We start from the raw sequence: 22,230 nt of genomic DNA, 5'->3' as shown, positions 1-22,230 counted from the left end.
AATACAGGTGGCGAGGGAGCAAGCTCCCTCGCCACAACAAGCGCCCCTGTCACCATTAGCGATCATGGCCCGACCAGGTTTTCCAACTCCTGGGCGCGGGTCTGGGTCATGTCCAACACGCAGCCGGCGCCATTGACCTGGTCAATGCTGCCGCCGGTGGCGCTGCCTGCAAACGCGCAATTGGCATCACGGTACTTTATCCACAGGCGCTGCACGTCTTGCAGCTGCTGCTTGCGCGCACCTTGCTGGGCGGCGAGGGCGGTTTTGTAGGCCGCGTTCAGGCGCTTGTCCTGCACCTTGGCTTCCTTGGTGTTGCAATTGACCATGTCGGCGGTGGTGTTGGCAGTGTTCATGCATTTTGTCAGCGCCGCGTTATCGGCTGCCGAGGCGGTGCCGCACACGGCGAGCAGCAAGGCGCTGACGGCAAGGGAGGTACGAATCATGGTCGGGTTTCCTGGGCATGAGGGAGTGCGCATTCTATGACTGGATGGCGGCCGTTGAGTTTCCGGCATCTTCTGATCTTCATGTAAGAACACCTCCCGTATTTTCATGAGCCGCCATCGGGCATATCCCAATGCGACAGCGCTTGTCTGTGGGCGAAACTTACTTTCATAAAAATTGAAAATCTTCCTCGGTAATGATTTATGAGTTTCACAACCAATTCGACGTGACCCTTTCCGAGGAGTACCGCATGGCCGCATCACTGGGCTTCGGGCTATTGGCATACGCTGCCATCGCCATCATTGCTTTGATCGTGCTGATCGCACGTTACCGACTCAACCCGTTCATCGTTATTACCCTGGTGTCCATTGGCCTGGCGCTGACGGCCGGGATGCCGGCGGACACCATCATGGGCTCGTACGAAGCGGGCGTCGGCAAGACCCTGGGGCATATCGCCCTGGTCGTCGCGCTAGGCACCATGCTTGGCAAGATGATGGCCGAGTCTGGCGGCGCCGAGCAGGTGGCGCGCACGCTGATCAACCGTTTCGGCGAGCGCAACGCGCACTGGGCGATGGTGTGCATCGCGTTTTTGGTGGGGTTGCCGCTGTTTTTCGAGGTGGGGTTTGTGCTGCTGGTGCCGATCGCCTTCACGGTGGCACGGCGCGTGGGCGTTTCGATTCTGATGGTCGGCTTGCCCATGGTCGCCGGTTTGTCGGTGGTGCATGCGCTGGTGCCGCCGCATCCGGCGGCGATGATGGCGGTGCTGGCGTACAACGCGTCGGTGGGGCAGACGGTGCTTTACGCCATTCTGATCGGTATTCCCACGGCAATCATCGCCGGCCCGCTGTACGCCAAGTTCATCGTGCCGCGTATTCAACTGCCGGCAGAAAACCCGCTGGAGCGTCAGTTTATCGACCGCGAACCGCGCACCCGCCTGCCGAGTTTTGCCCTGACCATGGGCACTATCCTGTTGCCGGTGGTGTTGATGATGATCGGCGGTTGGGCCAACGTGATCTCCACGCCGGGCACCGGTTTCAATCAGTTCCTGCTGTTTATCGGCAACTCGGTGATTGCGCTGCTGCTGGCAACGTTGGTGAGTTTCTGGACCTTGGGCATCGCCCAAGGCTTCAACCGCGAGTCGATCCTCAAGTTCACCAATGAATGCCTGGCGCCAACCGCCAGCATCACTTTGCTGGTGGGTGCCGGGGGCGGCTTGAATCGCATTCTGGTGGACGCGGGCGTGACCAATGAAATCCTGGGTCTGGCCCATGCGTTTCACCTGTCGCCGCTGGTGATGGGCTGGTTGTTCGCCGCGTTGATGCGCATCGCCACCGGCTCGGCCACGGTGGCCATGACCACCGCATCGGGGGTGGTTGCACCGGTTGCCATGGGCCTGGGTTATCCACACCCCGAATTACTGGTATTGGCGACGGGGGCGGGCTCGGTGATCTTTTCCCACGTCAATGACGGCGGCTTCTGGCTGATCAAGGAATACTTCAATATGACGGTGATCCAGACCTTCAAGACCTGGACCGTGCTGGAGACCCTGATTTCGGTGGTCGCCTTCGGTCTGACTTATGGTCTGTCCTGCCTTCTGTAACCCCGGAGCCTTTATGGACATCCTCTACCAGATCCGCGCCCGTCAGGCTTCTTTCAGCGCCGGCGAAGGGCGTATCGCCAAGCTGATGCTCGATGACGTGGGTTTTGCTGCGTCGGCCAGCTTGGAGGCGTTGTCGCAACGGGCCGAAGTCAGCACGGCCACGCTGTCGCGGTTTGCCCGCAGTGTGGGGTGTCGTGACCTGCGTGATCTGCGCCTGCAACTGGCCCAGGCCAGCGGTGTGGGCAGCCGCTTCCTGGACCCGGCGGGGTTGCCGGAACAGTCGGCGTTTCACCGGCAGATTCTCGGCGATATCGAGGCTACGTTACGTCAGCATTTATCGGGTTTCGACCACACGCGTTTCGCCGATGCGGTGAGCCTGTTGGGTCAGGCGCGGATGATCCACGCGTTTGGCATGGGCGGCCCGTCGAGCCTGTGCAGCGATGAGTTGCAGGTACGACTGGTGCGCCTGGGTTACCCGATTGCCGCCTGCCATGACCCGGTGATGATGCGCGTCACGGCCGCCACATTGGGGCCAGATCACGCGTTGATTGTCTGCTCCCTGACCGGCATCACCCCGGAATTACTGGACGTGGTTGCACTGGCGCGCAGTTACGACGCTCGTGTCGTCGCCATCACCCTGGCCGACTCCCCGCTGGCCCAGTTGGCGAACGTACTGTTGCCACTGCAACCGGCCGAAACCAGTTTTATCTACAAACCCACCGCTGCGCGCTACGGCATGTTGCTGGCCATCGACCTGCTCGCCACCGAGCTGGCGCTGGCCCAGCCGGACGACAACCAGGAACGCCTGCGCCGCATCAAGCTGGCCCTGGACGATTATCGCGGCGGCCCTGACAGCCTGCCGCTTGGAGACTGATATGAAGTACGACACGCTGATTCGCCACGCGCTGATTATCGACGGCAGCAACACCCCAGGCTATATCGCCGATGTGGGGCTGCGTGACGGGCGCATCGAGACAATCGGCGACTTGTCGACGGCAACGGCTGCGCATGAAGTCGACGCCACCGGCTGCGTGTTGGCACCGGGGTTTATCGACGTGCATACCCACGACGACACGGTGGTGATCCGCCACCCGCAGATGTTGCCCAAGCTCAGCCAGGGTGTGACCACGGTGGTTGTCGGCAACTGCGGTATCAGCGCCTCGCCGGTGAGTTTGCGCAGTGACCCGCCGGACCCGATGAACCTGTTAGGCACGCGCGAAGCGTTTGTTTATCCGCGTTTCAGCGACTATCGCAACGCCGTCGAAAACGCACACCCAGCGGTCAATGTCGCGGCCTTGATCGGCCACACGGCGCTGCGCAGCAATCATATGGACGACCTGCACCGCACCGCCACGCCCGGCGAAATCGCCGCGATGCGCGTGCAGTTGCAGGAGAGTCTTGAGGCGGGTGCGCTCGGTTTATCCACAGGCCTGGCCTACGCCAGCGCCTTCAATGCCGAGACCGATGAAGTACTGCAACTCAGTGAAGAACTGACGGCTTTTGGTGCGGTGTACACCACGCATTTGCGCAGCGAATTCGAACCGGTGCTGGAGGCGATGGACGAAGCGTTCCTGATCGGTCGGCATGCCAAGGTGCCGGTGATTATTTCCCACCTCAAATGTGCAGGTGCGGGTAATTGGGGGCGTAGTCCGCAGTTGTTGGCATCCCTGGAACTGGCGGCGAAAACCCATCCGGTGGGGTGTGATTGTTACCCCTATGCGGCGAGTTCTTCGACGTTGGATTTGAAGCAAGTGACCGATGCGTTTCGCATCACCATCACCTGGTCGACACCGCATCCGGAGATGGGCGGTCGAGATTTGCAGGATATCGCGGCCGAGTGGGACGTTTCGCTGATGGACGCGGCCCGTCGCCTGCAACCGGCGGGGGCGGTGTACTACGGCATGGATGAAGCCGATGTACGACGCATCCTCTCGCATCCGCTGTCGATGGTGGGGTCGGATGGGTTGCCCGAAGACCCTTTTCCCCATCCGCGTTTGTGGGGGGCGTTTCCACGGGTGCTTGGGCATTTCAGCCGCGATGTGGGGCTGTTCCCGCTGCATACGGCGGTGCACAAAATGACCGGGTTGTCGGCCGCACGTTTTGGCTTGGCCGAGCGCGGTGAAATTCGTGAAGGGCATTGGGCCGACCTGGTGTTGTTCGACCCGTTGCGGGTGCGTGATGTGGCGGATTTCAAGGCGCCGCAGCGGGCGGCGCAAGGGATTGAAGGCGTGTGGGTCAACGGGGAATTGAGCTACACCGAGCAGGGCGTATGTGGGCGGCGCTCTGGGCGCTTTCTGGCGCGCCAAGGTGATTTGCGTAAAGGGTTTTTGCCTAAGTGATGTCGGTGGTGGCGCATTGTAGGGATGGCATTTTCAGCACTGGAAAAGTTAATTGATGTTGTAGGAGAAGTTGCGGGTTAAGTGGTGTGTAAAGTTAGTATGAGGGGAGATGAAAATAAAACTCACACTTAACCGTTATATCGTGGCTTTAGAGGATGGTTAGTATTGGTGATGTGCCCGGCGCAATAAAAGAGCTGAGCGGGTGGGCTTTTTGAACGCGTCTGGTTTATTCAGCAGTTATCAGGGAAGTGATGATGATCTCACCAGTACGAGAGAATAGCTTTATCCAGAGCAATATCAACAGTGAAGCCGACGTCTCGGCCCCAGCAGAGGTTTTAAACTCCGATGTCAGTAGTGCACCTGTCGGGGTTATCCCCTCCGATAGCAGGATTCCCAATCTGCGAGAAACACTGAAGTGCTGGGTACAGCAAAAGGTCCAGCGGGCTACGGGTAAAGTGGTTGATCCCGATAAAGTCTATCTTCACCGATTTCCAGCCGCGCAAAGTAAGGCTTCCGGAGTAACGGTTACGCACTGGGAACATTCGGGTCGTCCTGATAAAAGTATGACGTTGATGGATGTCGTTATGAACGATTTCGCGAGTGCCGATCTCTATGGCTGGGTTGGTAAAACCCAAGCGATTGCACATTTCGCTTCCTCCAATGTGAGCGCGACGTCATTGTTTGATAGTTCGAGTGTGCCAGATTTTTTCTCTCGCTTGGGACTTCTGATTTGGGACAGGACATTACCCGGTTATATTTATTCGAAAGTTAAAGATGATGCTCCCCGCGCCAAGGAGAACTGGCGGGACCTTGATGCGGCCTATGGTATATATATGGACGGTCCCGAAAAGGGTCATTACAACGCAGAAAATGAATTGCGCCTCGCACCGTCTGCACTGTTGGATATTATTCGTGGCGGTAACTTGCAAGCTAAAATGGTGACGTTGGTTTCGACGTTTTGGAAAGACTATGGCGCTCAATGGCAAGCTGCGGCCAAAGCCCATTTTGTTGACGCGGCGAGAAACGCCCGCGCAGATAAAACGCTGACGGATGACGACTTTTCTTTATTGATGCAAGCTGGGGTGCCCACGCTTGATTTGAGTGAGTCTGCGTCCCAGGAACAAACCCAAGTGCAACTGCGTACACTTGCGCCACCGGCGCCCGGGACTCAAGTATTACGTTTCGACATCAATGGATATGCCGCCTCAGATATTTTGCGTTTCGTGCACAAAAATGGGCGTGAGGTGCTTTATGTTCCGGGTGCTACGCCTGCCTTTCATACGTTCAACAACACGCAGGCAGCCTATCAGTGGGTTGTTGAACAAGGGCGAGATCCGGTCAAGGCGAAGGCTTTGGCTCAGCATTTTTCTCTCGCTGAACGTCAGCAGGGTATTTTCGGGAAGTTAAGCGTCAACGGCGTCGATAAAACCCTTGAACTGCTCGGCAGCGGGCAGATGAACGCCGATAAGAGTCATATCAATGTCAACACACTGAGTATGGGAGAGGACGTGTTTGCGATGATGGCCAAGCAAACCCAATCCCGTATCGAGTCGGATATCGACACCCAAATGAAGTCCAACTCCGAAGTGATCAGGGACGATGCGTTGGGGCTCGCGCAATCTGCCAATGCCATTCTCTCCATTCCCTTGGCGTTTCTTGGGCCGCTGGGGATGGCCGTTAATGCCTTGTCATTCAGTACCCAGGTTGGCTTGGAGACCGAAAAGGCTGTTGAGGGAGATACCCGCAAAGAGCGCCAGGAAGGCATGCGCGGGGCCGTGATGGATGTGGCCATGATGGGCTTCACCCATGCAACGGGTTTAAGCCGAGTGTCGGGGCCATCAACGGAGTATCGCGTACTGGGTAGGGGAGAGATGCTCAACCCTCACTGGGACCCAAGCATGGATGTTTATCTGGAACCCCTGCGCGCAGGGCGAGCGTCACTCGGCTCAATCCAACAGAGCGAGCGTCCTAATTTACAGACCCCACGGCTGAGCCCTACGCCGGGCTCTGATCATGAACCTGCAAGCCCCGCAGGTTCTGAAGACTCCAGGCAGTACGACTCGGGCTCTGCTGATGAGTTTTCGGATTACGATGACAGTCATGTGCTGAAAACCAACCCCTACCAAGGCAATGTTCAGTTAGCGCCTGGTGGCTATTTTAATAGTATGGGAATGATTGAACGAACCGATTTGCCGTACGTGTATCGGGTAGAAAAAACCAATCGTGTCGATCGTCGAGGGTCGCCAGAGCGTTTCGGCTTTATGGATTCAGTTTGGTTCGGCGGCCCGGAAAAGATGATGGAGGGGCCGACGCTTATCGTCTCAAGAACACGCCAGGGCGCAGAGCGGTATGGCGACACTGAGTTCAAGGGTAACTACAAAATTTTCGAGATAAAAAGTAACGGGCTAAAGGCCGTTTCCATCAGGGAAAACATTAAATCAAACCCGCAATTTACGGCCGTCCGTCAGGGCAAACCCTCAGATTACATAACAGAGCCGGTAGACGAAGAAAATGTAAAGGATGTCGCCCCAAGTGCCTTTGAGTTCGATGAGGTCCATCTGTCGAACGCAGCGTTGGGGCCAGATCGGATTCGGCAGATGATGGCTTGGGAGCTTAGGGATAAACGCTGATCAGTATCCCTCAGCGTTTTATGAATACCGTTATAGTCGGTGTATTGAGAGAGGGAGTTGCGCGGATGCAATTGGGTAAAACGACACCGATTTTACGTATTTTTGACGAGACCAAAGCCCTTGAGTTCTATGTCGACTTTTTGGGGTTCAAGGTAGATTGGCAGCATCGCTTCGAGGCGAACTTTCCCTTGTACTTGCAGGTGTCGTTGGGTGAGTGCGTGTTGCACTTGTCTGAGCATCATGGCGATGCTTCACCGGGTGCGGCGGTACGGATTCAGGCGCATGGCGTCGATGCTTATCAGCAGCAATTGCTGGGCAAGGACTACCGTTATGCCAAACCCGAGGTTGAGCCCACGCCTTGGGGCTCGCGGGAGATGAGCATCAAGGATCCGTTTGGAAATCGGGTGGTGTTTGTCGAGGAAGGTGAGGGTTAATCGAGGTACAGCAATGAATACCTGTGGCCAGGGAGCTTACTCCCTGGGCACAGTGTTTTTTACACCCGGAAATGGCTGACCATCTGCTGCAACTGGCTACCCAAACGCGCCAGTTCCACACTTGATTTCGCCGTCTCATCACTCGCCGTTGCAGTCTGCTCCGACACATCACGCACGTTCACAATGCTGCGGCTGATCTCTTCAGCCACGGCGCTTTGCTGTTCGGCGGCGGCGGCAATCTGTTGGTTCATCGACTGAATATTCGACACGGTACGGGTGATGTTTTCCAGAGATGCACCGGCCTTGCGCGTCAGCTCGACGCTGCTGTCGGTGAGGCTTCGGCTGTTGTTCATCACAGTGGCCACCTGCTGGGTGCCATTTTGCAAACCGGCGACCAAACCTTCGATTTCTTCGGTGGATTTTTGCGTGCGCTGGGCCAACCCGCGCACTTCATCCGCCACCACGGCGAACCCGCGCCCGGCTTCACCGGCACGTGCTGCTTCGATCGCGGCGTTAAGCGCCAGCAGGTTGGTCTGCTCGGCCACCGCCTTGATCACGTCCATCACGCTGCCGATCTTGTTGCTCTCTTGTTGCAAGTGCGCCATGGCGTCAGTGGAGCGTGCCACTTCGGCGGCCAAGCGTTCGATCTGAGCGATGGCTTCGGCCACCACTTTGTCGCCTGCGCGGGCTTGACCATCGGCATCGGCGGCGGCTAGCGACGCCTGCTCGGCATTGCGTGCCACTTCTTGCACGGTGGCCGTCATCTCATGCATGGCGGTGGCGACCTGGTCGGTCTCGATCTTCTGGCTGTTCACACCGGCGCTGGTCTGCTCGGTGACCGCCGACAACTCTTCGGCGGCGCTGGCGATTTGGGTCACGCCGTCGCGAATCCCGCTGATCAGTTCACGCAAGGTGGTGCCCATGCGCTGGATGCCTTGTTGCAGCACGCCCAGTTCGTCGCGACGCGTGACCTGGATGTTGTGGCTCAGGTCACCGGAAGCGATGCGTTCCACCACGGCCAGGGTTTCCTGGATCGGGCGAGTGATCTGGCGGGTGATGACCAGTGCCGCGATGACGCCGACCAGCAGGGCCAGCAATGTGCTGATCAGTTGCAGGCTGCGAGCCTGGGCACTTTCAGCGTCGCGGCGATCCAGTTGGATGTCGTAGAGCTTGTCGCTGATAGTGACGATATCGGCACCCTGGGTGGTCATTTCGGCACGGGCGGTGACGATATTGGCATTGGCGGCCTTGTAGCTTTGTACAGCCGTGCGGTAGGCGCCGAGGGCGGTTTCCAGCGAGGCCAGTGCGCTTTGTTGGCTGCTGCCAAACACGGCGCTGAGGTTTTTCAAGCCGCTGATGGCTTTCTCGATTTGTGCGGCGGCCTGGGCTTCGGTGTCGGCGTTGACGTTGGCGATATAGCCGCGCACTTCGTAGCGGGCCAACAGGAACTGTTCCTTGGCCAGGGTCACTGCCTGAAACTGGGCAAAGCGCTCCGGGCTGTCGGCCATCTGCTGCACACTGGTGTCCAGCGCATTGATCTGCGTGTTGGCGATCTCGGCTTTGTCCCCCATGGCTTGACGCGCAGCATTGCCGTTACGGTAGGCCTCGCGCATTTTATTCAAAGACTGCTGGTAGGCCGTGATCACGGCTTTTTGCTGGTTGAGCAACTTGAGATTCTCTGGGCTCTTGAAGCTGTCCAGCAGTTTTTGTTGCTGGGCGGCAAAGGCATCCAGGTTGGTCTGTACGGTCTGCGCCACGGCTTCGTCGCCATTGGCCAGCATGTATTGCAGGCGCACGATGCGCAGTTTGGTCAGCGAGGCATTGAGTTGGGTGATGTCGCTCATCCAGTTGCTGCGGTCGATCAGGCCGCCAAGGCTGGTCCAGCCGGTCAATGCCAGGATCGAGGTGAGAACCAGCACCAGGCCGAAACCCAGGCCCAGTTTGAGATTGACGCTAATGTTGCCGAACCAGCTATTCATCGAATGCTCCGCGAAGGTGATATCTGTCTGCTGGACGGTGTTGTTATTTGAGCCAGCCAATGTGTAGGCCTATATCGGCGGGCAGGCGTGAATCTGAAACGGTTAAATCGTAAATCCTCAATGAATGCACCGCGCAACCGACCAGCGGCGCCAGGCTGGCATGAGGCGCCAGGCTCATCCAGTCATCATGTTTTGTGCTAGTCTGCGGGCCCTTTTAGTTCTGGATGACACGGGAAACCGTGTTGCCCTATTGCGGAGCCTCTTCATGTCCGAAGTTAATCTGTCCACCGACGAAACCCGCGTCAGCTACGGTATCGGCCGTCAGTTGGGCGACCAACTGCGCGACAACCCGCCACCGGGCGTTAGCCTGGACGCGATCCTGGCTGGCCTGACCGACGCGTTCGCTGGCAAGCCAAGCCGTGTTGACCAAGAGCAAATGGCTGCCAGCTTCAAGGTCATCCGCGAAATCATGCAAGCCGAAGCGGCTGCCAAGGCAGAAGCAGCTGCTGGCGAAGGCCTGGCCTTCCTGGCTGAAAACGCCAAGCGTGATGGCATCACCACCCTGGCTTCCGGCCTGCAATTCGAAGTGCTGACCGCCGGTGATGGCGCCAAGCCAACCCGTGAAGACCAAGTGCGTACGCATTACCACGGCACCCTGATCGACGGCACTGTGTTCGACAGCTCCTACGAGCGTGGCCAGCCGGCAGAATTCCCGGTGGGCGGCGTGATCGCCGGCTGGACCGAAGCCCTGCAACTGATGAATGCCGGCAGCAAATGGCGCCTGTACGTGCCGAGCGAACTGGCTTATGGCGCTCAAGGCGTTGGCAGCATCCCGCCGCACAGCGTTCTGGTGTTTGACGTTGAGCTGCTCGACGTTCTGTAAGACCTGGTAGCAACGGCGCCGGCTTCATGTGGGAGCTGGCTTGCCTGCGATAGCATCACCTCGGTGAGACGTAAGACCGAGTCGTCTGCATCGCGGGCAAGCCCGGCTCCCACACGGAGCTTGTGCATTCAGGTTGTGTGCGGTTGCTCATGGATGAAATTTGCCATTGAGCTCAGTGGCCGGGCGCAACGCTCGGGCATAGCAAAACAGAAACAGATTGCGCACCACCTCCTTCAACACCCCGGGCTCACTCGAACTCAGGCCATTGACGTCCAGGTCGCCCTGGTCCTGTAATTCATTCAGCGCTTCTTCTTCAAGCACCGCACAGACTTCGCCGGTTTCCCGATGCAGGATTCGCAGGTAAGGGTGTGGGCGATCCAGCCAGGCATCTATCAAATAAGTCATGGTCGTTCTCCTTGATGAATTCAATGAGAATAATTCTTATTCGTAGAATAGCAAGTGCCTATTGGCGGTTTGTGGTTTTTTCTGTGTGGGTATTGCGCGGGATCAATCGGGAGGGCGAAACGCCATCCCGCGGCGGGCGCGGGATGGATGCAGCAGACTCAGACTTTGCGCACGAACTCAGACTTGAGTTTCATCGGGCCAATGCCGTCGATCTTGCAATCGATATCGTGGTCACCGTCGCACAGGCGGATGTTCTTGACCTTGGTGCCGACCTTCACAACGAGGGAAGTGCCCTTGACCTTGAGGTCCTTGATCACGGTGATGGTGTCGCCGTCCTGTAGCACATTGCCTACAGAGTCTTTCTTCACGGTTTCATCGCTGGCCGCTTCGGCCTCGCCATTGGCGGACCACTCGTGGGCGCATTCCGGGCAGATCAGCTGGGCGCCGTCTTCGTAGGTGAATTCGGAATTGCATTTCGGGCAGGGTGGCAACGTGCTCACTAAGGCTCCTTGAGAGTCAGGGATGGCTAAAGTCGCACATTATATAGGGTTTTGTAGGCAGGGCGGGATGGTGAATTGGCAATACAAACCAAATGTGGGAGGGGCGGTGCGACGATTCGACTTGCCCCCGATTGCAGTGTGTCAGTCACTGAATGTGTTGACTGATACTCCGCAATCGGGGGCAAGTCGAATCGTCGCACCGCCCCTCCCACATTTTGGATTACACCCTTTTAGTGCGTACGGGCTACCGCAAACTCACTCAGCTCAACCAGGGCATCCCGGTATTCGCTGGCCGGCAGGGCTTCGAGACACTTGATTGCGCGAGCCACGTAGTCACGCGCCAACTGCGCGGTGTAGTCCAGCGAGCCCGAGGCTTCCACGGCTTCGCGAATGCTCTCCAGGTCTTCGATCCCGCCTTTCTGGATCGCCTTGCGCACCAGGGCGGCCTGTTCCGGCGTGCCTTCGCGCATGGTGTAGATCAGCGGCAAGGTCGGCTTGCCCTCGGCGAGGTCGTCACCGACGTTCTTGCCCAGGGTTTCGGCGTCGCCCTTGTAGTCGAGCAGGTCGTCCACCAGTTGGAACGCCACACCCAGGTGATCGCCAAAGGTGCGCAGGGCTTCAGCCTGTTCGGCAGTCGCGCCACACAACGCGGCAGCACTGTGGGTGGAGGCTTCGAAGAGCATTGCGGTCTTGCCGCGAATCACTTCCATATAGGTTTCTTCGGTGGTGCTGGCGTCGCGCACCTTGGACAGCTGCAACACTTCGCCTTCGGCGATGATGCGGGTGGCCTGGGACAGAATCTTCATCACTGGCATCGAGCCCAACTCGACCATCATCTCGAATGAGCGTGAATACAGGAAATCGCCTACCAACACGCTAGGCGCATTGCCCCACATGGCATTGGCGGTCTCGCGCCCACGGCGCATGCCAGACATGTCGACCACGTCGTCATGCAGCAGGGTGGCTGTGTGCAGAAACTCGATGGTGGCGGCCAGCAGGCGCAGGTCATCGCCTTCGCGGCCCAAGGCCTTGCCACACAGCAACACTAATAAAGGACGCAGGCGTTTACCGCCGGCCGACGTAATGTAGTCGCCAATTTTGGAGACCAACGGCACTTTAGACGTCAGCTGCTGCTTGATGATGCCGTCGACGGCGCTAAAATCGTCCGCTACCGCGCGGTAGAAAGCTTGGGGTTGCATCAGCGACAGTCGCTCCAGAAGGGTTGCGCGGCATGCTAGGACCCTCACCCCCGGGTGTCAAGGCGCGATGGGCGGCCCCTTGCAACGCGCGAAAGCCTTGCGTACAATCGCGCACCCTGAACTTCCTGGGCAGCACCTGCCTTACGCAATTGCATTCGGGACGTCCATCCCATGCAGCCATGCCAGCCAATACCTCTTCTTATAAAGAGCTGGGTGAGCAGGATTATCGGAGAAATACCATGTCGTACGCAGTAATTGTTACTGGTGGCAAGCAATACAAGGTCGCCCCAGGTGAATACCTGAAGATCGAAAAACTGGAAATCGCTACCGGCGAATCCGTTACTTTTGATCGCGTTCTGTTGGTCGCCAATGGCGATGACGTGAACATCGGCGCTCCAGTTGTTGCTGGCGCTACCGTTGTGGCTGAAGTGATCTCCCAAGGTCGTCACGATAAAGTCCGCATCATCAAGTTCCGTCGTCGTAAGCACCACATGAAGCGTATGGGCCACCGCCAGTGGTACACCGAGATCAAAATCACCGGTATTCAGGCTTAATTTCAGCCTAATTCCTCACTAGGAGAATTGACTCATGGCACACAAAAAAGCTGGTGGTAGTACCCGTAACGGTCGCGACTCAGAAGCCAAACGCCTTGGCGTTAAGATGTATGGCGGCCAGAAAATCATTCCGGGCAACATCATCGTGCGTCAGCGCGGCACCCAATTCCACGCCGGTTACGGTGTAGGCATGGGTAAAGATCACACCCTCTTCGCGAAAATCGAAGGCGTGATCAAGTTTGAAGTAAAAGGCGCGTTCAACCGCCGTTACGTGAGCGTTGTCGCAGCTTAATTGCGAGATCGCTGGAAAAGCCCTGTCTCGCGACGGGGCTTTTTCGTTTGTGGGGTGAGTCTCTTGCAAAGCTGTGTGTGATAGGCCCAGGCAGCGGATTTGCGGTCGCTGATTGAGGTCGCTACGCTCATTTTTGCAAGAGTCTTATGTCTTGGTTTTTTAAGCTCGTCCATGCGGCGAGAGGCGTTTTGTTATGAAGTTCGTTGATGAAGTTTCCATCCGAGTAAAAGCAGGCGACGGCGGTAACGGTTGCATGAGTTTCCGTCGCGAAAAATTCATCGAAAACGGTGGCCCCAACGGCGGTGACGGCGGTGACGGCGGTTCCATCTACATGATGGCCGACGAAAACCTCAACACCCTGGTGGACTACCGTTACACCCGGCACTTCGATGCCGAGCGTGGCTCCAACGGCGGCAGCACCGACTGCACCGGTAAAAAAGGCGAAGATCTGGTACTGCGTGTACCGGTCGGCACCACGATTATCGACTCCGCTACTCAAGAAGTGATCGGCGACCTGACCAAGGCCGGCCAGAAGCTGATGGTAGTGCAGGGCGGCTGGCACGGTCTGGGTAACACCCGATTCAAGTCCAGTACCAACCGTGCGCCACGCCAGACGACCCCAGGTAAGCCGGGCGAGCAGCGTGACCTCAAGCTGGAAATGAAAGTGTTGGCTGACGTGGGCCTGCTGGGCTTGCCGAACGCCGGTAAAAGTACCTTCATCCGCTCGGTCTCGGCCGCCAAGCCGAAAGTTGCCGACTACCCGTTCACCACCCTGGTTCCAAACCTGGGCGTGGTCAGCGTCGACCGCTGGAAAAGCTTCGTAGTCGCCGACATTCCTGGCTTGATCGAAGGCGCTTCCGATGGCGCAGGCCTGGGCATTCGCTTCCTCAAGCACTTGTCGCGCACCCGTTTGCTGCTGCACCTCGTCGACATGGCGCCGTTGGATGACACCAGCGCACCCGACGCTGCCGAAGTGATCGTCAGCGAACTGACCAAGTTCAGCCCGGCCCTGGCCGAGCGCGATCGCTGGTTGGTGCTGAACAAATGCGACCAGATTCTTGAAGAAGAGCATGAAGAGCGCGTCAAGGAAATCGTCGACCGCCTGGAGTGGGAAGGCCCAGTCTACGTGATCTCGGCCATCGCCAAAGAAGGCACCGAACGCCTGACTCGCGACATCATGCGTTACCTCGAAGACCGTGCCGACCGCCTGGCGGCCGACCCGGTGTTCAAGGCAGAACTGGCCGAACTCGATCAGCAGATCGAAGACGAAGCCCGTGCCCAGCTGCAGGCCCTGGATGACCAGCGTGCCCTGCGCCGCAGCGGCGTGAAGTCGGTCCATGACATCGGCGACGACGATTGGGACGAAGAAGACGTGGATGATGAAGACGGTCCAGAAATCATTTACGTGCGTGACTGATCCGTTGCAGTAAACTTGGACGCCGCTCTCTATAGAGCGGCGTTTTAGTATCCGGGTTTAACGTTATGGGCCGCGCTGGGTCGCGCAGCCCTCAATCTAAGGTTGAAGATGATGCGGAGCAAAGTGACAGGTGCGCAGCGCTGGGTCGTAAAGATCGGCAGTGCGCTGCTGACGGCGGATGGCAAGGGGCTCGATCGCGCAGCCATGAGCGTCTGGGTCGAGCAAATGGTGGCCTTGCATGAGGCCGGCGTTGAGTTGGTATTGGTATCGTCCGGGGCCGTTGCCGCCGGGATGAGCCGCCTTGGCTGGACCGCGCGACCCAGCGCGATGCACGAACTGCAAGCCGCCGCCGCCATCGGCCAGATGGGCCTGGTGCAAGCCTGGGAATCCAGCTTCGCCGAGCACGGCCGCCATACGGCGCAGATCCTGCTGACCCACGACGACCTGTCCGACCGCAAGCGCTACCTCAACGCCCGCAGCACCTTGCGCGCGCTGGTGGAGCTGAAAGTCATCCCGGTGATCAACGAAAACGACACCGTGGTCACCGACGAAATCCGCTTTGGCGACAACGACACTCTGGCCGCCTTGGTGGCCAACCTGGTGGAGGCTGACCTGTTGGTGATCCTTACCGACCGCGATGGCATGTTCGACGCCGACCCGCGCAACAACCCCGAAGCCCAGTTGATCTACGAAGCGCGCGCCGATGACCCGGCGCTGGACGCCGTGGCCGGCAGTGTCGGCGGCGCCCTGGGCCGTGGCGGCATGCAGACCAAGCTGCGCGCTGCGCGCCTGGCAGCACGTTCCGGCGCCCACACCATCATCGTCGGCGGGCGCATCGAGCGCGTGCTCGACCGCCTCAAGGCTGGCGAGCGCATCGGTACGCTGTTGTCGCCGGAACGCGGCATGCTGGCGGCGCGCAAACAGTGGCTGGCCGGTCATCTGCAAACCCGTGGCACGCTGGTGCTGGACGATGGCGCGGTGTCGGCATTGTCTCAGGGCAACAAGAGCCTGCTGCCGGTGGGCGTCAAGTTGGTGCAGGGCAGCTTCCGCCGTGGCGAGATGGTGGTGTGCGTGGCGCCGGACGGTCGTGAGATCGCCCGTGGCCTGGCCAACTACAGCGCCCTGGAAGCGCAGAAAATCATTGGGCAGTCGTCTGACGCGATTGTGAGTCTGTTGGGTTACATGGCGGAACCTGAACTGGTGCACCGCGACAACCTGATCCTGGTTTAACCAAAGGAATACACGATGCGCGTAATGAAGGGATTGCTCGGCCTGCTGTTGGCTATGCCGCTGCTGGCGTCCGCCGAAGAGATCGGCCAGGTGTCGACGGTATTCAAATTCGTCGGCCCCAACGACCGAATTGTCGTTGAAGCCTTCGATGACCCCAAGGTCGATGGCGTGACCTGCTACCTGTCCCGCGCCAAGACCGGCGGCGTCAAAGGCGGCCTGGGCCTGGCCGAAGACCGCGCCGAAGCCTCGATCGCCTGCCGCCAGGTCGGCCCGATCCGCTTCAAGGGCGAGCTCAAGGACGGCGACGAAGTGTTCAAGGAGCGTACCTCCCTGGTATTCAAGACCATGCAGGTGGTGCGCTTCCTCGACAAGAAGCGCAACACCCTGGTTTACCTGGTGTACAGCGACCGTCTGATCGAAGGCAGCCCGCAGAACGCGGTGACGGCCATTCCGATTCTGCCCTGGCCGACCGCTCAGTAACCCGCAGGCGAGTTTTGCAATCGGCGTCTATGATTGCAGGCTTGCGGGTTGTAATCTCGACGAGCCGCAATGCAAAGAACATGGGATATCTGGAGTTCGTCATGAGTGCTTTCCACGACCTGAAACTCAAAGCTTTGGACGGACAAGAGCTACCGCTGGCGCCCTTCAAGGGGCAAGTTGTGCTAGTGGTCAATGTGGCGTCCAAGTGTGGCTTGACCCCGCAATACGCGGCGTTGGAAAACCTCTACCAGCAATACAAGGGCCAGGGGTTTACCGTGTTGGGCCTGCCGTGCAACCAGTTTGCCGGGCAAGAACCGGGCTCTGAAGAGGAGATCCGCGAGTTTTGCAGCCTGAACTACGGCGTGACCTTTCCTTTGGGCAGCAAGCTCGACGTGAACGGCCCAGATCGTCATCAGCTCTACCGGCTGCTGGCGGGCGAGGGCGCTGAGTTTCCTGGGGATATCACCTGGAATTTCGAAAAGTTCCTGCTGGGCAAGGATGGGCGTGTGCTTGCGCGTTTCTCGCCACGCACGGCGCCGGATGACCCCACCATCGTCCAGGCCATCGAAAAAGCCCTAGCCTAACCCTCTGACAAGCGGGCTTTTGTGGTGAGCGGGGCAAGCCCGCTCACCACAGGTTTACGACAACCGCGCTATCTCGCTTTTACCCTTTAATCACCCAGATCAATAGTGCTGTTCATGTCCGTGCGCGGCCAATATTATCCACGTCATAAACCCGCCTTACGTGGAGTACACCCATGCCTGTCCAAGCCCTGTTCAAACCCTTCCAGCTAGGTGCATTGCAACTGTCTACCCGCGTAGTCATGGCGCCAATGACGCGCTCGTTCTCGCCAGGCGGCGTACCCAACTCCAAAGTGATCGAGTACTACCGCCGCCGCGCCGCTGCCGGTGTGGGCTTGATCATCACCGAGGGCACTGTGGTCGGTCACCAGGCCTCCAACGGTTACCCCAACGTCCCGCATTTCTACGGCGAAGCTGCGTTGGCCGGCTGGAAGAAAGTAGTCGACGCCGTACACGCCGAAGGCGGCAAGATCGTCCCGCAACTGTGGCACGTGGGCAGCGTGCGTCGTATCGGCACTGAGCCGGACGCCAGCGTGCCAGCCTATGGCCCTATGGAAAAACTCAAGGACGGCAAAGAAGTCGTCCACGGCATGACCCAGCAAGACATCAACGACGTCATCAACGCCTTCGCCCAAGCCGCCAAGGATGCCCAAAGCATCGGCATGGACGGTGTGGAGATCCACGGCGCCCACGGTTACCTGGTAGATCAGTTCTTCTGGGAAGGCAGCAACCAGCGCACCGACGAATACGGCGGCAGCCTGGCCAACCGTTCGCGTTTTGCCATCGAACTGATCCAGGCCACCCGCGCCGCCGTAGGCCCGGACTTCCCGATCATCTTCCGTTTCTCCCAATGGAAGCAGCAGGACTACACCGCACGCCTGGTGCAAACCCCCGAGGCGTTGGGTGAGTTTCTCAAGCCGTTGTCTGACGCTGGCGTGGATATTTTCCACTGCTCCACCCGCCGTTTCTGGGAGCCGGAGTTCGAAGGTTCTGACCTTAACCTGGCCGGCTGGACGCGCCAGCTCACTGGCAAGCCCACCATTACCGTGGGCAGCGTTGGCCTGGATGGCGAGTTCCTGCAGTTCATGGTCAACACCGACAAGGTCGCGCAACCCGCCAGCCTGGAGAAACTGCTGGAGCGCCTGAACAACGACGAGTTCGACCTGGTGGCCGTGGGCCGTGCCCTGTTGGTGGACCCGGATTGGGCCGTGAAAGTACGTGAAGGGCGCGAAGGCGACATCCTGCCCTTCAGTCGTGAGGCGTTGACGACTTTGGTGTAAGCGGCGACAGGGCGGGCACCGGGTGCCCGTCCTTGCACACCCCGCGCAACTGTCGTTCAAACTGCTCGATGATTGCCGGCCAGCCCTGGCGGCTCGCATGTTGTCGTGCGTTCAGTCGGGCTCTGCGTAACGTCTCCCGCTCTTCCAGCAGCCAGATGGCTGCATCGCAAAACGCCTCCTGATCCCCTGGCATTGCCAGCACACCGTTGTAGCCATGGCGGATATGCTGGGTGGCGGCCGCTTGGTCGTACGCGACTACGCCTAGGCCTGAGGCCATGGCTTCAAGCACCACATTGCCGAAGGTTTCAGTGAGGCTGGGGAACAGGAACAAGTCCCCGGAGGCGTAATGCCGCGCCAGTTCTTCGCCGCGCTGAGTGCCGCAGAACACCGCATCGGGCAGGCCAGACGCCAGCTGCGCACGTTGCGGCCCGTCACCGACGATGATCAATTTCAATTGACGCTGTGGATAAGTGCTACGCAAAGCATCAAAGCAGCGCTTGAGCATCCCCAGGTTTTTTTCCTGTGCCAGACGGCCTACATGCAGCACGGCGATATCGTCATTACCCAGGCCCCAATTCTCACGCAGGGCGTTATCGCGCTTGGCTGGATGAAACAGTTGGCTGTCCACCCCGCGAGACAACATGCCCAGGCGCTCGAAATGTCGGCGTTCCAACTCCAGGCGTTGGCTGGCGCTCGGCACCAGGGTCAGGGTCGAACGGTTGTGAAACCAGCGCAGGTAGTGGGTGACCACGCGGCTCAACAGGCTCAAGCCATATTGGTTGGAATACTGTTGGAAGTTGGTGTGAAAGCCGCTGACCACACTTATCCCCAGGCGCCGCGCAGCACGCAAGGCCGACAAGCCCAGCGGCCCTTCGGTGGCGATGTACAGCACGTCGGGGCGCTGACGGGTCCAGCGGCGCAGCAATTTGTGCATGGACGACTGGCCCCACTGCAACCCCGGATAACCTGGCAACGGCCAGCCACGGCACAGCAGCAATTGATCATCGCTGGGGCGGCTTTGGTCGGCGTTCTGGCGCGGGCGCACGAGTTCAACCTGGTGGCCACGCGCGCGCAAACCGTCGCACAGGCGACCCAGCGTATTGGCCACCCCGTTGATTTCTGGCGGGAAGGTTTCGGTAATCAGAGTGATGTGAAGCGAGGCTGTCGTCATGGCCCACAGTGTCGCCTTGGGCCATGTCGTCATTGTGTCATCGCGATGATGGATTTATGACTTGATCATCGCTTCGGCGCCTTGCTCGCGCACCCAAAACAACGTCGCCCCGGCCACCGCCGCCGGCATCATCAGCAGGTTGACCACCGGCACCAGCAACACCAGGTACACGACGCCGCCGAAGCTCATGCTCTGCCAGCGTTTCTGCCGCAGCCAGGCGAGCATTTCGTTCCAGCCCAGCTTGTGGTTGTCGGCCGGGTAGTCGATGTACTGGATCGCCATCATCCATACGCCGAACAGCAGCCACAACGGCGCCGCGATCAGATTGACCACCGGAATGAACGACAGGATAAACAGGCCAATGGCCCGAGGGAGGAAGTAGCCCAGCTTGCGCATTTCCCGCGTCAGGGTACGCGGCACCATGGCGATCAGCTCGCCCCAACTGAAAGCCGGGAAGTCATCGGTGCCGCGTACTACCACTTCAACCTTCTCCGAGAGAAAGCCGTTGAACGGCGCGGCGATGATATTGGCGAGCATGGTGAAGGTGAAAAACACCATCAGCACCACCAGCACCACAAACAAGGGCCATAACAGGTAATTCAAAAAGCTCAGCCAATTTGGCAGCGTTGGCATCAAGTGGTCGACCCACAGGCTGAACTGATGACCGGCGAAATAGATCAGGCCGACGAACAGCACCAGGTTAATCGCCAATGGCAGTAGCACGAACAGTCGCAGGCTGGGGCTCAACACCAGTTTGAGGCCTTCACGCAGGTATTGCGGGCCGGAAAGAGCAGGGGCGGGCATGGAGAACTCCGAGCAAAGGGGGCGAACGCGCCGACCTTACCGGCTTTGCCATACGGACGAAAGCGGCGACATCAGCTGTAACAAACGCGTCGATCAACCACCCCGACTGCATAGAGACCACCTATGAGCTGGATTGTTATTCCGTATTTCCTTAATCTTGCCCCCCTCTATACGCTGCACCCATTATTTTCAGGGTCTGCGAGTTAAAGCCTTCCCCAAGTGCTTCGTGGTCCCTTTTTTATTCCAGCCGCCTTGTTGTCCGGGCGGTCGACAGGAGTGAGTCATGTCTGATACCCGTCATTCGCGAGTGATTATTCTCGGTTCCGGCCCTGCCGGTTACAGCGCTGCGGTCTACGCTGCCCGGGCCAACCTCAAGCCGCTGCTGATCACCGGCATGCAGGCGGGCGGTCAGTTGACCACCACCACCGAAGTCGACAACTGGCCGGGCGACGTCCACGGCCTGACCGGCCCGGTGCTCATGGAGCGCATGAAAGAGCACGCCGAGCGCTTTGAAACCGAGATCGTCTTCGACCACATCAACCAGGTCGACTTCTCCAAGAAGCCTTACAGCCTGACCGGCGACAGCGGTGTGTACACCTGTGACGCGCTGATCATCGCCACCGGCGCCAGCGCCCGTTACCTGGGCCTGCCATCGGAAGAAGCGTTCATGGGCAAAGGCGTTTCCGCCTGCGCGACCTGCGACGGTTTCTTCTACCGCAACAAGCCAGTGGCTGTTGTGGGTGGTGGCAACACCGCTGTGGAAGAAGCGCTGTACCTGGCCAACATCGCGAGCACCGTGACCCTGGTTCACCGCCGCGAGACTTTCCGCGCCGAGAAGATCCTGATCGACAAGCTCCACGCCCGTGTGGCTGAAGGCAAGATCATCCTCAAGCTCAATGCCACCCTGGACGAAGTCCTGGGCGACAACATGGGCGTGACCGGTGCTCGCCTGAAAAACAACGACGGCAGCTTCGACGAGCTGACAGTCGACGGCGTGTTCATCGCCATCGGTCATACGCCGAACACCTCGCTGTTCGAAGGCGTGCTGGATGCCAAAGACGGTTACCTGGTGGTGCAGGGCGGACGTGAAGGCAATGCCACGGCCACCAACCTGGAAGGTATCTTCGCTGCCGGCGACGTGGCTGACCACGTCTACCGCCAGGCCATCACCTCGGCCGGCGCCGGTTGCATGGCGGCACTGGATGCCGAGCGTTACCTCGACGGGTTGCAGAACGCCTCGTTCTAAACAACGGCGCAAAACAAATGTGGGAGGGGGCTTGCCCCCGATTGCAGTGTGTCAGTCTCAACATCTGTAACTGATACACCGCAATCGGGAGCAAGCCCCCTCCCACATTTGGTTCTATGTCTGACTCAGGATTTGCGGGTGAGGGGTTGTGCGGTGAACTTCACCCCGGCCAGGCCGTGGGCGATCAGTGCACGGATATTGGCGTGGTCACTGCCCTCAGGCGTGGCTACCACCGAGCGGTAATGCTCGCCAAACGCCAGCAACGCTTCCTGGTCACTCAAGCCTTCCAGCACGGCCAAACCCAAGGTCTTGCACGACCCTTCATTCTGCCCGGCAGCGTTTTCCACATCGCCATTGGTAAAGGCCTGCGGCTGGTACTCATAACCTGCAGCAACAAACGCCAGGGTGTCGGCAAAAACATGTTCGCCGCTATTGAGGCTGGCGCGCAGGGTGTTCAGATCAGTCATGGGTTTTTCCTTTGGCGAACGCGGCCTGTTGGTCGGCGCTGGCTTCTTTCTGGTATTGGGCTTTCCACTCGGCGTACGGCATGCCGTACACCACTTCGCGGGCGTCATCGAGGCTCAGCTCGATATGGCGCTCATCGGCCTCGGCCTTGTACCACTTGGACAAGCAGTTGCGGCAGAAACCGGAGAGGTTCATCAGGTCGATGTTCTGCACATCCTTGCGGCTGTCCAGATGGGCCACCAGCCGGCGGAAGGCGGCGGCTTCGAGTTCGAGGCGTTGTTGGTCGTTCATAGGGCTCAC

The 22,230-nt window shown here is 59.0% G+C and carries 22 protein-coding genes and 2 pseudogenes; 14 read left to right on the top strand and 10 right to left on the bottom strand.

All coding sequences use genetic code 11. The annotated features are described in order from the left end of the window. Window positions 1-62: 62 nt before the first annotated feature. Entirely contained in the window at window positions 63-443 is a 381-nt protein-coding gene (locus ICY20_RS27100; RefSeq protein WP_159959660.1) for a lysozyme inhibitor LprI family protein, read from the bottom strand. A gap of 194 nt (window positions 444-637) precedes the next feature. Here ICY20_RS27100 and ICY20_RS27095 point away from each other — a divergent pair, with 194 nt between their 5' ends. From ICY20_RS27095 to ICY20_RS27075, 5 genes are all read left to right on the top strand, one after another. Continuing rightward, the gene (locus ICY20_RS27095; RefSeq protein WP_159959658.1) at window positions 638-2,041 is read left to right on the top strand and encodes a GntT/GntP/DsdX family permease; all 1,404 of its coding nucleotides are present in this window, start codon (window positions 638-640) and stop codon (window positions 2,039-2,041) included. Window positions 2,042-2,054: 13 nt separating this feature from the next. After that, on the top strand, window positions 2,055-2,915 hold the full coding sequence (locus tag ICY20_RS27090) for a MurR/RpiR family transcriptional regulator (protein ID WP_159959656.1): 861 nt from the start codon (window positions 2,055-2,057) through the stop codon (window positions 2,913-2,915). A gap of 1 nt (window position 2,916) precedes the next feature. Further along, window positions 2,917-4,380, top strand: coding sequence for an N-acyl-D-amino-acid deacylase family protein (locus ICY20_RS27085; RefSeq protein ID WP_194939109.1), 1,464 nt, complete (start codon window positions 2,917-2,919; stop codon window positions 4,378-4,380). 254 nt (window positions 4,381-4,634) lie between these two features. Beyond that, on the top strand, window positions 4,635-7,010 hold the full coding sequence (locus tag ICY20_RS27080) for a dermonecrotic toxin domain-containing protein (RefSeq protein WP_194939108.1): 2,376 nt from the start codon (window positions 4,635-4,637) through the stop codon (window positions 7,008-7,010). A 65-nt stretch (window positions 7,011-7,075) separates the two neighbouring features. Continuing rightward, window positions 7,076-7,444: a glyoxalase superfamily protein gene (locus ICY20_RS27075; protein WP_159959650.1), complete on the top strand. Its 369-nt coding sequence runs from the start codon at window positions 7,076-7,078 to the stop codon at window positions 7,442-7,444. Window positions 7,445-7,503: 59 nt separating this feature from the next. On the opposite strand, the pseudogene ICY20_RS28525 reads toward ICY20_RS27075, so the two are convergent. Both ICY20_RS28525 and ICY20_RS28520 read right to left on the bottom strand, forming a co-directional pair. Beyond that, window positions 7,504-8,097 (bottom strand): annotated as a pseudogene (locus ICY20_RS28525) (methyl-accepting chemotaxis protein); the annotation flags it as partial. A gap of 261 nt (window positions 8,098-8,358) precedes the next feature. Next, window positions 8,359-9,423: pseudogene (locus tag ICY20_RS28520) on the bottom strand (methyl-accepting chemotaxis protein); the annotation flags it as partial. Between the two features lie 265 nt (window positions 9,424-9,688). Here ICY20_RS28520 and ICY20_RS27065 point away from each other — a divergent pair. Then, the gene (locus tag ICY20_RS27065; RefSeq protein WP_017477811.1) at window positions 9,689-10,306 is read left to right on the top strand and encodes an FKBP-type peptidyl-prolyl cis-trans isomerase; all 618 of its coding nucleotides are present in this window, start codon (window positions 9,689-9,691) and stop codon (window positions 10,304-10,306) included. 147 nt (window positions 10,307-10,453) lie between these two features. Here ICY20_RS27065 and ICY20_RS27060 read toward each other — a convergent pair whose 3' ends face one another. The 3 genes from ICY20_RS27060 to ICY20_RS27050 all read right to left on the bottom strand — a co-directional run bounded on the left by ICY20_RS27060 (window position 10,454) and on the right by ICY20_RS27050 (window position 12,410). Continuing rightward, window positions 10,454-10,711: a PA4570 family protein gene (locus ICY20_RS27060; protein ID WP_003194088.1), complete on the bottom strand. Its 258-nt coding sequence runs from the start codon at window positions 10,709-10,711 to the stop codon at window positions 10,454-10,456. A gap of 158 nt (window positions 10,712-10,869) precedes the next feature. Continuing rightward, complete coding sequence (locus ICY20_RS27055; RefSeq protein WP_159959638.1) at window positions 10,870-11,211, bottom strand: zinc ribbon domain-containing protein YjdM; 342 nt, start codon at window positions 11,209-11,211, stop codon at window positions 10,870-10,872. Between the two features lie 230 nt (window positions 11,212-11,441). Further along, window positions 11,442-12,410 (bottom strand): polyprenyl synthetase family protein, encoded by a 969-nt coding sequence (locus ICY20_RS27050; protein ID WP_105524260.1) that lies wholly within the window; start codon window positions 12,408-12,410, stop codon window positions 11,442-11,444. Window positions 12,411-12,649: 239 nt separating this feature from the next. Between ICY20_RS27050 and rplU the strand changes: the two genes are divergently transcribed. The 7 genes from rplU to ICY20_RS27015 all read left to right on the top strand — a co-directional run bounded on the left by rplU (window position 12,650) and on the right by ICY20_RS27015 (window position 18,244). After that, window positions 12,650-12,964 carry a 50S ribosomal protein L21 gene (gene rplU, locus ICY20_RS27045; RefSeq protein WP_003176051.1) on the top strand — a complete coding sequence of 105 codons (315 nt, stop codon included), beginning with the start codon at window positions 12,650-12,652 and terminating at the stop codon, window positions 12,962-12,964. 34 nt (window positions 12,965-12,998) lie between these two features. After that, window positions 12,999-13,256: a 50S ribosomal protein L27 gene (gene rpmA / locus ICY20_RS27040; RefSeq protein ID WP_003176049.1), complete on the top strand. Its 258-nt coding sequence runs from the start codon at window positions 12,999-13,001 to the stop codon at window positions 13,254-13,256. A 193-nt stretch (window positions 13,257-13,449) separates the two neighbouring features. Next, window positions 13,450-14,673 (top strand): Obg family GTPase CgtA, encoded by a 1,224-nt coding sequence (cgtA, locus tag ICY20_RS27035; protein ID WP_017735024.1) that lies wholly within the window; start codon window positions 13,450-13,452, stop codon window positions 14,671-14,673. 111 nt (window positions 14,674-14,784) lie between these two features. Further along, window positions 14,785-15,903: a glutamate 5-kinase gene (gene proB, locus ICY20_RS27030; RefSeq protein WP_159959636.1), complete on the top strand. Its 1,119-nt coding sequence runs from the start codon at window positions 14,785-14,787 to the stop codon at window positions 15,901-15,903. Between the two features lie 15 nt (window positions 15,904-15,918). Next, window positions 15,919-16,383 (top strand): CreA family protein, encoded by a 465-nt coding sequence (locus tag ICY20_RS27025; protein ID WP_015885841.1) that lies wholly within the window; start codon window positions 15,919-15,921, stop codon window positions 16,381-16,383. A gap of 101 nt (window positions 16,384-16,484) precedes the next feature. Further along, window positions 16,485-16,967 (top strand): glutathione peroxidase, encoded by a 483-nt coding sequence (locus tag ICY20_RS27020; RefSeq protein WP_194939107.1) that lies wholly within the window; start codon window positions 16,485-16,487, stop codon window positions 16,965-16,967. A 173-nt stretch (window positions 16,968-17,140) separates the two neighbouring features. After that, on the top strand, window positions 17,141-18,244 hold the full coding sequence (locus ICY20_RS27015) for an NADH:flavin oxidoreductase (RefSeq protein ID WP_194939106.1): 1,104 nt from the start codon (window positions 17,141-17,143) through the stop codon (window positions 18,242-18,244). Here ICY20_RS27015 and ICY20_RS27010 read toward each other — a convergent pair. Next, window positions 18,213-19,415, bottom strand: coding sequence for a glycosyltransferase family 4 protein (locus ICY20_RS27010; RefSeq protein WP_159959615.1), 1,203 nt, complete (start codon window positions 19,413-19,415; stop codon window positions 18,213-18,215). The two genes, ICY20_RS27015 and ICY20_RS27010, sit on opposite strands and share 32 nt — an antisense overlap. A gap of 54 nt (window positions 19,416-19,469) precedes the next feature. Then, a complete protein-coding gene (gene cysZ / locus ICY20_RS27005; RefSeq protein WP_194939105.1) occupies window positions 19,470-20,219 on the bottom strand; it encodes a sulfate transporter CysZ in 750 nt (249 codons plus the stop codon). Window positions 20,220-20,502: 283 nt separating this feature from the next. On the opposite strand from cysZ, the gene trxB reads away from it, so the two are divergent. Next, window positions 20,503-21,465 carry a thioredoxin-disulfide reductase gene (trxB, locus tag ICY20_RS27000; protein ID WP_159959611.1) on the top strand — a complete coding sequence of 321 codons (963 nt, stop codon included), beginning with the start codon at window positions 20,503-20,505 and terminating at the stop codon, window positions 21,463-21,465. Window positions 21,466-21,590: 125 nt separating this feature from the next. Here the strand turns inward: trxB and ICY20_RS26995 are convergent, their stop codons facing one another. Together ICY20_RS26995 and ICY20_RS26990 are read right to left on the bottom strand one after the other, a co-directional pair. After that, a complete protein-coding gene (locus ICY20_RS26995; RefSeq protein WP_159959609.1) occupies window positions 21,591-21,932 on the bottom strand; it encodes a HopJ type III effector protein in 342 nt (113 codons plus the stop codon). Next, window positions 21,925-22,221 carry a DUF1244 domain-containing protein gene (locus tag ICY20_RS26990; RefSeq protein ID WP_065908484.1) on the bottom strand — a complete coding sequence of 99 codons (297 nt, stop codon included), beginning with the start codon at window positions 22,219-22,221 and terminating at the stop codon, window positions 21,925-21,927. The genes ICY20_RS26995 and ICY20_RS26990 overlap by 8 nt, the downstream gene beginning before the upstream one ends. Window positions 22,222-22,230: the final 9 nt, after the last annotated feature.

It is taken from the genome of Pseudomonas pisciculturae (assembly GCF_015461805.1).
GTDB classification, from domain to species: domain Bacteria; phylum Pseudomonadota; class Gammaproteobacteria; order Pseudomonadales; family Pseudomonadaceae; genus Aquipseudomonas; species Aquipseudomonas pisciculturae.
This window is presented reverse-complemented; position numbering and strand designations above follow the sequence as displayed.